This window comes from Halomonas sp. BC04 (assembly GCF_000568385.1).
This window is the reverse complement of record NZ_AZQX01000131.1, coordinates 1-8,558: the sequence shown is the minus strand read 5'-3', so window position 1 is coordinate 8,558 and position 8,558 is coordinate 1. Positions and strand designations below refer to the sequence as shown.

At 65.5% G+C, this 8,558-nt stretch carries 5 protein-coding genes and 4 pseudogenes; 1 reads left to right on the top strand and 8 read right to left on the bottom strand.

Annotated elements, in window-relative coordinates; translation table 11 throughout:
* On the bottom strand, positions 1-228 hold a 228-nt coding region (locus Q427_RS09205; RefSeq protein WP_231613577.1), incomplete at its 3' end, for an FAD-binding oxidoreductase.
* 304 nt (positions 229-532) lie between these two features.
* On the opposite strand from Q427_RS09205, the gene Q427_RS09200 reads away from it, so the two are divergent.
* Positions 533-1,819 carry an aromatic ring-hydroxylating oxygenase subunit alpha gene (locus Q427_RS09200; RefSeq protein ID WP_043513199.1) on the top strand — a complete coding sequence of 429 codons (1,287 nt, stop codon included), beginning with the start codon at positions 533-535 and terminating at the stop codon, positions 1,817-1,819.
* A gap of 161 nt (positions 1,820-1,980) precedes the next feature.
* Here the strand turns inward: Q427_RS09200 and Q427_RS09195 are convergent, their stop codons facing one another.
* The 7 genes and pseudogenes from Q427_RS09195 to Q427_RS33680 form a co-directional block, all read right to left on the bottom strand.
* Complete coding sequence (locus Q427_RS09195; protein WP_043513197.1) at positions 1,981-2,220, bottom strand: hypothetical protein; 240 nt, start codon at positions 2,218-2,220, stop codon at positions 1,981-1,983.
* A 13-nt stretch (positions 2,221-2,233) separates the two neighbouring features.
* A complete protein-coding gene (locus Q427_RS35220; RefSeq protein ID WP_269321214.1) occupies positions 2,234-3,160 on the bottom strand; it encodes a molybdopterin oxidoreductase family protein in 927 nt (308 codons plus the stop codon).
* Positions 3,161-3,333: 173 nt separating this feature from the next.
* Positions 3,334-4,590, bottom strand: a pseudogene (locus tag Q427_RS35215) (molybdopterin-dependent oxidoreductase); the annotation flags it as partial.
* A 326-nt stretch (positions 4,591-4,916) separates the two neighbouring features.
* Positions 4,917-5,096 (bottom strand): annotated as a pseudogene (locus Q427_RS33685) (2Fe-2S iron-sulfur cluster-binding protein); the annotation flags it as partial.
* A gap of 11 nt (positions 5,097-5,107) precedes the next feature.
* Positions 5,108-6,826 carry an NAD(P)H-dependent oxidoreductase subunit E gene (locus Q427_RS09185; protein ID WP_043513195.1) on the bottom strand — a complete coding sequence of 573 codons (1,719 nt, stop codon included), beginning with the start codon at positions 6,824-6,826 and terminating at the stop codon, positions 5,108-5,110.
* 271 nt (positions 6,827-7,097) lie between these two features.
* A pseudogene (gene fdhA, locus Q427_RS09180) lies at positions 7,098-8,290 on the bottom strand (formaldehyde dehydrogenase, glutathione-independent).
* A 71-nt stretch (positions 8,291-8,361) separates the two neighbouring features.
* Positions 8,362-8,558, bottom strand: a pseudogene (locus Q427_RS33680) (IS110 family transposase); the annotation flags it as partial.

Genomic DNA, 8,558 nt, shown 5'->3' with positions numbered 1-8,558 from the left:
CGATGGCGAACTGGAGATGGTGTAGGAGCGCATGATCGGCTCTCCATCGATCTCCAGCTCCAGAGTCACGAACTGCCCAGGCTTGAAGAAGAACAGCACCGGCTGCTCTGCCATGAAGCAGAAGGTGCGCACATCCCAGGTCTCCTGAATCACCTTGACGCAGCGCACCATGTGGCGGCCGTTGGTCCATGTCTGGGTAGTGACAGGATTGAGGAAGTTCATTGTCATATCTCATCTCGCCAAGGGTAAGCAACGAGGTTGGAACTAGCCGGTAAAAGGCTAGAGCGTTGTTTGGGAGCATTTTGACGGGTGGGTGACTCCCCCCATTGTTCTGCCAGCGACATCGACTTGCCTGAAGGGGTCAGCCGGGTAACTCAATGAGCAGGCCCAGGTCGTAACCACACCTGTCTGCGTCGCTGCGAGGCATGGCCCCGTCTCGGCCCTGGATCACACTTCGCCTGCCACCGTTGGTTCCACAAAAACCCGGATGACGCGAAACCTCGTCACAGCATGACCAAAGGATGTCTCTTCAATGTCCACTGCCAGCCCTTCTCCGCTCGACGACCCACTCTCCGAGATTCGACACGATGCCGCCTACCGTCTCGGCAATCGAAGACCCGGCTTCTCGCTTGAGCAGCCGTTCTATAACGATGGTCGGCTGTTTGCCCTCGATATGGAGGCGATCTTCGAGAAGGAGTGGCTGTTCGCCGGCATGAGCTGCGAGATACCGGCCAAGGGGAACTACCTTACCCTCGACGTGGGAGACAACCCCATCATCATCGTGCGCGGCGCCGAGGGCGCCATTCACGCGTTTCACAATGTCTGCCGTCATCGCGGCTCGCGGCTCTGCACCCAGCCACGGGGCAAGGTGGCCAAACTGGTCTGCCCCTATCATCAGTGGACCTATGAGCTCGACGGTCGGTTACTGTTCGCTGGCAGCGATATGGGCAACTGCTTCGATCTCGCCGACTATGGATTGCGTCCCATTGCCGTAGAGAGCGCCGGCGGCTTCATCTTCATTTGCCTGTCCGACACGCCTCCCTCCATCGACGAGTTCCTGGCGAACGTCTCGCGCTATGTGGCACCCCATGACCTGGAGAATGCCAAGGTCGCAGTGGAGTCCACCATCGTCGAGCAGGCCAACTGGAAGCTCGTCATCGAGAACAATCGAGAGTGCTATCACTGTAACGGCGCCCATCCGGAGCTGCTCAACTCCCTACAGGAGTTCGACGATACCGACGACCCCCGCGCCACCGACGCCTACAAGGCCCTGGTCGCAAGAAAGCAGAGCGACTGGGATGCGCTTGATATCCCCTGGGCGCTGCAGCGTCATGGCCGCCAGAATCGCCTGACACGCACCCCCTTGCTCGAAGGGCGCGTCTCCATGACCATGGATGGCACACAGGGCTGCAAGCGACTGCTGGGCGAGCTGAGCGATCCCGACATGGGCTCGCTGCGCGTCCTGCACCTGCCCAACTCCTGGAACCACGTCATGGGCGATCACGCGGTGGTCTTCCGCGTCCTTCCGCTGGGGCCGCAGCAGACCGTGGTGACGACCAAGTGGCTGGTGCACAAGGATGCAGTGGAGGGCGTCGACTACGATCCTACGGCACTGCGACGCGTGTGGGATGCCACCAACGACCAGGACCGTCGTCTGGCCGAAGAGAACCAGCGCGGCATCAACTCGAAGGCCTACTCGCCTGGTCCCTACTCCCCCACCTATGAGTTCGGCGTCATCGACTTCATCGACTGGTACTGCGAGCGACTGCAGGACCATATCGGGCAGGACACACCCAGTCTTCAAGTCGTACGCGGGTGACTGCTCCCCGCCCTACCTGACGAGACCTGCCTCTGGCGGGTCTCGTCGTTTTGATGCCCATTGTTTTGGCACCCGACATGCCAAAGCCGTAGCGGCCAGGCCGAAAAACGCCCCGACTCTCTCGAGTCGGGACGCCTCAGTTCGCTGATTCGACCTTTCTGTTATTGGAGGGCAGGCAATAGGACCTGATCCAGTGCCGCCCTCACCGAGGGCAGCATGATGTCGGTCCGCTCGCCGAGTACCTGCACCAGATCCGGCAACCCGGGCACGCCCTCCTCTTCATGCTTGTGCAGTGCCAGGCGGGCACACGTCTCCGGACTGGCCTCCTCGGGGATAGGAATGCCGAGCGCCACCAAACGCTCCCGGAAATCACTGTCATCGATCAGCTCGACGATCATCATCGCTCTGCTCTCCTCATACGCTCTCCACCGGCGCCGACGCTTTTGCGGCGCTCAAGCAACAAGCGGCATACTTGAACTCGGGGATCTTGCCGAAGGGATCCAGCGCCGGGTTGGTCAGGATATTGGCCGCCGCCTCCACGTAGCAGAAGGGCACGAATACCATCCCCTCCTGCATCAGCGGGTCGACCCGCGTCTTCAGGGTGATGGTGCCGCGCCGGGTGGCGATGGCGATCGGCTCCCCCGGTGACAACCGCAGGCGCGCCATCTCGGCCGGGGCGAGGCTCGCCACCGCTTCGGGCTCGAGGTCGTCGAGCACCCGGGAACGGCGGGTCATGGAGCCGGTATGCCAGTGTTCCAGCTGGCGCCCGGTGATCAGCACCGTGGGGTAGTCGCGGTCGATGGGTTCGTCAGGCGGCAGCGGCCGGGTGGGGGTGAACGTCGCCCGCCCGCTCGCAGTGGGGAAGGCGTCCGAGAACACCACGTCGGCCCCGGGGCTGTCGTCGGCGGCGCACGGATAGGTCACCGAACTCTCCCGCTCCAGACGCGCCCAGCTGATATGGTCCAGCGAGGCCATGCCCTGCTTCATCTCGGCGAATACCTCGCGCGGGTGGGTGTAGTCCCAGCCCAGGCCGAAGCGATTGGCGAGCTGCTGGATGATCCGCCAGTCGGGCTTGGCATCAAAGGGCAGCGGTACGGCGGCGCGGCCCAGCTGCACCTGGCGGTTGGTGTTGGTGACGCTGCCGTCCTTCTCCGGCCAGGCCGAGGCCGGCAGGATGACATCGGCGAACTGGGCGGTCTCGGTGACGAACAGGTCCTGCACCACCAGGTGCTCGAGCTTGGCCAGGGCCGCCCGGGCATGGTCCAGGTCCGGGTCGGACATGGCCGGGTTCTCGCCGAGGATGTACATCCCCTTGATGGTGCCGGCGGCGATGGCATCCATGATTTCCACCACGGTGAGCCCCGGCGTCGCGTCGAGCGGGGTGTTCCACAGCTCCTCGAAGGCGCTGCGCACCTGGCGTCGGTGACCGGCTGGTAGTCGGGCAGCACCATGGGAATCATGCCGGCGTCCGAAGCCCCCTGGACGTTGTTCTGGCCGCGCAGCGGGTGCAGGCCGGTGCCGGGACGACCGGTCTGGCCGCAGGCCAGGGCCAGCGAGATCAGGCAGCGGGCGTTGTCGGTGCCGTGGACGTGCTGGGAGATGCCCATGCCCCAGAAGATCATCGCCTTGTCGGCCCTCGCGTAGAGGCGGGCGAGCTCGCGAATCTGGTCGGGGGCGATGCCGCAGGCGGGCGACATGGCCTCGGGGGTGAGGTCGCGCACATGGGCCTTGAGCGCCTCGAAGCCCTCGGTGTGGGCGTCGATATAGGCCTGATCGTACAGGGCCTCCTCGACGATGACGTTGAGCATGGCGTTGTAGAGGGAGACGTCGCCGCCGGGGGTGAAGCGCACGCTGCGGTGGGCGTAGGCGTCCAGCGCCTGACCACGGGGGTCGAGGATGATCAGCTTGGTGCCGTTGCGTGCCGCCTGCTTGAAGTAGGTGGCCGCCACCGGGTGGTTGATCGCCGGGTTGCAGCCGGTGAGGATCACCACGTCGGCGTCCAGGGCCTGCATGAAGGAAGCCGTCACCGCCCCGGAGCCGATGCACTCCATCAGTGCTGCCACCGAGCTGGCGTGACACAGCCGGGTGCAGTGGTCGACGTGGTTGGAGCCGAAGCCGGTGCGCACCAGTTTCTGGAACAGCCAGGCCTCCTCGTTGGAGCACTTGGCGCTGCCGAAGCCGGCCAGGGCGTCGGGGCCATGGGCCGCCTTGAGACCGACGAGGCCCTTGGCAGCCAAGTCCAGCGCCTCCTCCCAGTCGGCTTCCCGGAAGTGGGTCAGGGGGGTGGCCGGATCGAAGTCCGGGTCGAGCCCCTTGGGCACGCCGGATCGGCGGATCAGCGGCCGGGTCAGCCGCGACGGGTGGTAGGGGTAGTCGAAGCCGAAACGCCCCTTCACACAGAGGCGGTTCTGGTTCGACGGCCCGTCGCGCCCTTCGACGTAGAGGATCTTCTCGTCCTTGATGTGGTAGGTGAGCTGGCAACCCACCCCGCAGTAGGGACAGACCGAGTCGACGGTGCGATCGGCCACCTTCGAGTCGCCGCGCCCGGCGGCGTCGACCAGGGTGGACGGCATCAGCGCCCCGGTGGGACAGGCCTGGACGCACTCGCCGCAGGCCACGCAGGTGCTCTCGCCCATGGGGTCGTCGAAGTCGAAGACGATCTTCGAGGCCGCCCCGCGATGGGCCAGGCCGATGACATCGTTGCCCTGCACCTCGCGGCAGGCGCGTACGCAAAGGTTGCACTCGATGCAGGCGTCGAGGTCGACGGCCATGGCCGAGTGGGAGCGATCCTGTACCAGCGACGCTTCACGGTCGGCGACATGATGCACCGTGGGCTGGCCGCGCTCGCCCTGCCCCGGCAGCCACTGGCGCACCGCGTCGGCATCCACGGCCAGTTGATCGGCCATGGCCCAGAAGTGGCTGGAGCGGTCGGGGCTGACGTCGCGCGCGGGCTGGTCGACGGCGAGCATCTCCATGACGCCCTCGCGGGAGACCCGGGCACGGCCGGACGTGGCGCTCTTGACCACCAGGCCGGGGTCGCCTGGCGCAGGCAGCTTGCCGCCAGCACGCGCTCGCCCTCGATCTCGACCATGCAGGCACGGCAGTTGCCGTCGCTGCGATAGCCAGGGGCGTCCTTGAAGCAGAGATGGGGAATGGTCTCGCCGGCGCGCTTGGCGACCTGCCACAGGGTTTCCCCCGGCGTGGCGCTGACTTCAAGCCCATCCAGGGTCAGGGTAAAGCTGTTGTTCGAGCGCTGTTCAGCCTTGCTCACAGTCATGCTCATCTCCCTTACCCCTTGACGATCACGTTCTGGGCGGCGAGTTCGCCGCGGAAATCCTTGAGCAGCCCGAGTACCGGGTTGGGTGCCGCCTGTCCCAGGCCGCAGATCGAGGCGTCCATCATCACCTGCGACAGGCGCGTGAGCGCCGCGGCATCCCACGCTTCCCGCTCCAGCAGGGCCAGCATCTTCTCGCTGCCGACCCGGCACGGCGTGCACTGGCCGCAGGATTCGTCGGCGAAGAAGGCCAGCAGGTTGGTGGCCACCCCGCGCAGGTCGTCCCGGTCGGAGAGCACGATGACGGCGGCGGAGCCGATGAAGCAGTCGTGCTCCTGCAGGGTGTCGAAGTCCAGCGGAATGTTCGCCTTGCTGGCCGGGAGTATGCCGCCGGAGGCGCCACCGGGCAGGTAACCCGCCAGCCGGTGCCCTTCGGCCATGCCGCCACCGTACTCATCGACCAGCTCGCGCAGGGTGATGCCCGCCGGCGCCAGGTGCACGCCGGGATAGCGGACCCGACCGGAGAGCGAGAAGCTACGCAGTCCCTTGCGCCCGTGCCGCCCCTGGTTGGCGAACCACTCGGCGCCACGCTTGTGAATCAGCGGGATCCAGTAGACCGTTTCCACGTTGTTGACCAGGGTCGGCCGATCGAAGAGCCCCTTCTGGGCGACGAAGGGCGGGCGATGGCGCGGCTTGCCGGGCTTGCCCTCCAGCGACTCGATCATCGCCGACTCCTCGCCGCAGATATAGGCCCCGGCGCCACGACGCAACACGATATAGCCCGGCGGTACCAGGCCGGCCGCCTCCAGCTCGGCGATCGCCTCGCGCAGCACCCGGTGCAGGCCGGGGTACTCATCGCGCAGGTAGATATAGAGTGCGCAGGCCTCCACCGCCCAGGCGCTGACCAGCGCCCCCTCGAGGAAGCCGTGCGGCGAGCGCTCCAGATAGTAGCGATCCTTGAAGGTGCCCGGCTCGCCCTCGTCGGCATTGATGGCGCAGTAGCGAGGCCCCGGCTCCTGACGCACGAAGTGCCACTTCTTGAAGGTGGGGAAGCCGGCGCCGCCTAGGCCGCGCAGCCCCGCCGCCTCCATCTCCTGCATCAGGGTTTCCACCGTGACGCGTCCTTCACGACAGTCTGCCAGTAGCGTATAGCCACCAACGGCCCGGTAGTCGGCCAGGCCGGGCCAGTCGATGGGGTCGGGATGCAGCTCGCCCGCCTCCAGGGCCGCCGTCACGCTTTCGGCAGTAGCATGCCCCAGATGGCGATGGCCCACCTCCACCACCGGTGCGGTTTCGCAACGTCCCATGCAGGGTGCCCGCAGCACCCGCACCTGGGCCGGATCGAGTCCCGCCTCCAGCGACGCCTTGAGGCTCGAGGCGCCGGCCAGCTGGCAGGAGAGGGAATCGCAGACGCGCACGGTCACCGCCGGCGGCGGCGCCTGGTCGTCGTGGATCACATCGAAGTGGGCATAGAAGGTCGCTGTCTCGTAGACCGCGGCCATGGGCAGGTTCATGTAGGTGGCCAGGGCGCGAAGCGTCGCCAGGGGTAGATGCCCGCGGCTATCCTGAATCGCATGACAATGCTCGATCAACAGGTCGCGCCGGCGCAGCTCGGGGCGGTCTCGCTCATCGCCGATGAGCTGGCGCAGGGCCGCAAGCTCAGCGGTGTCGAGTGAACGGCCGCGTGGCTTGCCACGAAAACGGCGCTTGGGGGTCACGGTCTGGACGGTCATGGGGGCTCGTTATTCGGTCTTGTTGGTGTTGTCTGATTCATGGTGTCACTCCCCCCTATACTAGGACAATGGCCGGCGTGCCAGACAATACACTGTCCCTGCTGGGGCATGATCGGATGCGCCTCGATCTGGGCCGAGGCTCATCCTGGCTCACTGCGAGCACCTGTCGTTACTTGCTGTATAGGGCGCCACGCTGCCGTGGGGGTCGATACCCCGAAATGGCTGGCGGCGCCACCTTTTGGCGCTAGACATCGGCCAGTTCAGGCACTCCTCAGGCGGCCACGCTGCCATGGGGGTCGATGACGAATTTCTTGGCCGCGCCCCCGTCGAAGTCGGCGTAGCCCTGGGGGGCTTCGTCCAGGCTGATCACCTGGACATTCACCGCATCGGCGATCTTGACCTTGCCGAAGAGGATGGCCTGCATCAGCGGACGGTGGTACTTCATCACCGGGCACTGGCCGGTATGGAAGGAGTGGGACTTGGCCCAGCCCAGGCCGAAGCGCATGCTCAGGCTCCCTGCTTGGCGGCCTCGTCGGCAGCACCCGGATCCTCGGTCACGTAGAGGCCCGGGATACCAATCTGGCCGCCGGCACGGGTCAGCGACATCGCCGAGTTGAGCACAGTGGCAGGCGCCTCCTTGCCGTGATTGCAGCCGCAGGCATGGGCCTCGAAGCCGACGCAGTCGACAAAGGCATCGACCTCGCGCTCGCCGAGGATCACCTCGATCTTGTCGGCCATGTCACCGTCCTGGGTCAGGTCGATGGTCTCGCAACCGAAACTGCGGGCCTGGGCCAGACGCTCTTCGATCATGTCACCCACGATCACGCAGGCCGCCCCCAGCAGTTGGGCGGAGACCGCTGCCGCCAGACCGACCGGACCGGCGCCGGCGATATAGACGGTGCTGCCCGGCCCGACGCCAGCGGTGACGCAGCCATGAAAGCCGGTGGGAAAGATGTCAGACAGCAGGGTCAGGTCGCGGATCTTCTCCATGGCCTGGTCGGTGTCAGGGAACTTCAGCAGGTTGAAGTCCGCGTAGGGCACCATGACGTATTCAGTCTGACCGCCAACCCAGCCGCCCATGTCCACATAGCCGTAGGCGGCACCGGGACGGGCCGGATTGACGTTCAAGCAGATGCCCGTGCGGCCCTCCTTGCAGTTGCGGCAGCGGCCGCAGGCAATATTGAACGGCACCGAGACCAGATCGCCCGGCTGGATGAATTCGACGTCGCGGCCACACTCGACCACCAGGCCGGTGATCTCGTGGCCCAGCACCAGGCCGGAGGGCGCAGTGGTGCGTCCGCGCACCATGTGCTGATCGCTGCCACAGATGTTGGTGGTGACGACCTTCAGGATCACGCCGTGGTCGCATTTGCGATTGCCCAGGGCGAGTTCCGGATAGGGAATGGACTCGACATCGACCTTACCCGGGCCCTTGTAGACGACTCCGCGGTTGGCTTGGCTCATGGCTGGCTCCTATCATTGTTGTGAGGGGGTTGCTTAGATACCATCTCTCCTAACCGGCTACAAACTGCCCATTAGGTGGTTTGTGGCCGATATGCGGTTTGCGTCTTGAGGACTCCGTAGGCGATGTGGATCAGCTTTCGCATCGCCGCCCCCAAGGCCGCCATCTTGCTCTTGCCGTTTCCTGTCAGCCGCTGGTAGAGCGCAGAAATATCCGGGTTTCGATTCAGTCCTACTACGGCCGCCATGTACAGACTCTGACGCAGCTTCG